Below are 1,568 nucleotides of genomic sequence, written 5' to 3'. Positions count from 1 at the left end.
GGGGATGTGTAATAGAGACAAGAGGTGCGGGGCTGATGGGATCGAGGAGTGCGGTGGGGATGAGTGAGGGGATCAGGGGCATGGGCGTACGGCTGGTGCAGAAGGTGTCGTCGGCACCCGCGTTCGCCCGGGTCGCGCCGCACGTCATACCCGCCCTGGACCGGGCGGTGCACCGGGTGACCCGGGGCCGTGTGCTGCTCAGCGCGCAGCTGCTGCCCGGGGTCGTCCTGACCGCGACCGGTGCGCGCAGCGGGGTGCCGCGTCGTACGCCGCTGGCCTGTATGCCCGAGGAGGGGGACGGCAGTTGGGTGCTCGTGGGGTCGAACTTCGGTCGCCCCGGCCATCCTGCCTGGAGCGCCAACCTGCTGGCCCACCCCGACGCCGAGGTCAACTGGAAGGGGCAGGACATCCCCGTCACCGCGCATCTGCTGGCGGGTGAGGAACGGGCCGCCGCGTGGCAGGAGTTGCTGCGGTTCTGGCCGCCGTACGCGACGTATCAGGCCCGGGTGGACCGGGAGATACGGGTGTTCCGGATCGTGCGACGCTGAGGCGCAGGTCCCGGCCCCGGCCCCCCGGCCAAGGGCCCCGAACGCGGCAGGCGGCACTCCTCGGGTGAGGGTGCCGTCTGCGTGACAGGATCGCGTCCGGGGGCGTGCCCGGGGGGTCCTGGCTACTTCGTGGGCTTCTTGCCGGTGATGCCCAGGTGCACCAACAGAGCCAGGTTCGGCTTCAGTTCGGCCTGCTTCACGCCCCAGGTCTGGAAGCCCTTCTGGTGGCCCGAGACCGAGGCGAGCATGGCGACCAGGGAGCCCGCGACGGCCCCGGGGTTCACGTCCTTGTCGACGCGGCCCTTGGCCTGGAGCTCGGCGACCGTGTCCGAGAGGGAGTTGGTGACCGAGTTCAGGATCTTCATGCGGATCTTGTAGAAGCGTTTGTCGCCCTCGGCGGCGCCCAGGTCGACGACGCGGAGGATGGCGTCGTTCTTGCGCCAGAACTCCAGGAATCCGTCGACGAGTTCCTGGGCGGTCTGCCAGCCGGCCTTGCCGACCCAGGAGCGGCCTTCGAGAAGGCGCGTCAACGTGGCGCCCTCCGTGGCCATTTGCTCGGCGATCTCCAGGACGGCGCCCTCGACGTCCGGGAAGTACTGGTAGAAGGTCGCGGGTGAAGTGCCCGCCTTCCGGGCGACATCAATGACTTTGACGTCCCGGTAGGGCGACGAGCTGAGCATCTCGCTGAGGCAGTCGAGCAGCTTCTGCCGGGTCGCCTGCCCTCGTCGGCCGGCCACGCGGCCGTCGACGGTACGCACTTGTCCTGTCATGCCGTCAGCTTACCGAGGGGTGATCGGAGCGCGATTCGGCCGACTGCAAATGGGGAGTGCGGGCTTCACCAAGGGGTTCGTGTGGTGAGTGGGGGGCGCCTTGGCCATTTTCTTTCGCCCCCGCGCTCGGTGTGTTGTGCGGTGCGTTCCTCGGGCGCGGGTGGGTGGGGCTTCTCGCGCAGTTCCCCGCGCCCCTGAAGGGGCCTTCGGCCCTTCAGCGAAAAGCGCGGGGCGCAGCCCTCGATTATCT

General features: G+C 69.3%; 2 protein-coding genes. One reads left to right on the top strand and one right to left on the bottom strand.

All coding sequences use genetic code 11. The features are described from left to right. The first annotated feature begins 59 nt into the window (after positions 1-59). A complete protein-coding gene (locus P1P70_RS44395; protein ID WP_319248143.1) occupies positions 60-548 on the top strand; it encodes a nitroreductase/quinone reductase family protein in 489 nt (162 codons plus the stop codon). Between the two features lie 122 nt (positions 549-670). On the opposite strand, the gene P1P70_RS44390 is transcribed toward P1P70_RS44395, so the two are convergent. After that, the gene (locus P1P70_RS44390; RefSeq protein WP_319248141.1) at positions 671-1,318 is read right to left on the bottom strand and encodes a TetR family transcriptional regulator; all 648 of its coding nucleotides are present in this window, start codon (positions 1,316-1,318) and stop codon (positions 671-673) included. Positions 1,319-1,568 lie beyond the last annotated feature (250 nt).

This window comes from Streptomyces sp. MB09-02B (assembly GCF_033794485.1).
In the GTDB taxonomy this organism is placed as follows: Bacteria; Actinomycetota; Actinomycetes; order Streptomycetales; family Streptomycetaceae; genus Streptomyces.
Note: the sequence above shows the minus strand (reverse complement) of the source record. Positions and strands in the feature narration are given on the sequence as shown.

Bases quoted from the DNA above. Each gene is read 5' to 3' on its own strand.
- P1P70_RS44395 (WP_319248143.1), top strand. From the start codon at position 60: ATGAGTGAGGGGATCAGGGGCATGGGCGTACGGCTGGTGCAGAAGGTG.
- P1P70_RS44390 (WP_319248141.1), bottom strand. From the start codon at position 1,318: ATGACAGGACAAGTGCGTACCGTCGACGGCCGCGTGGCCGGCCGACGA.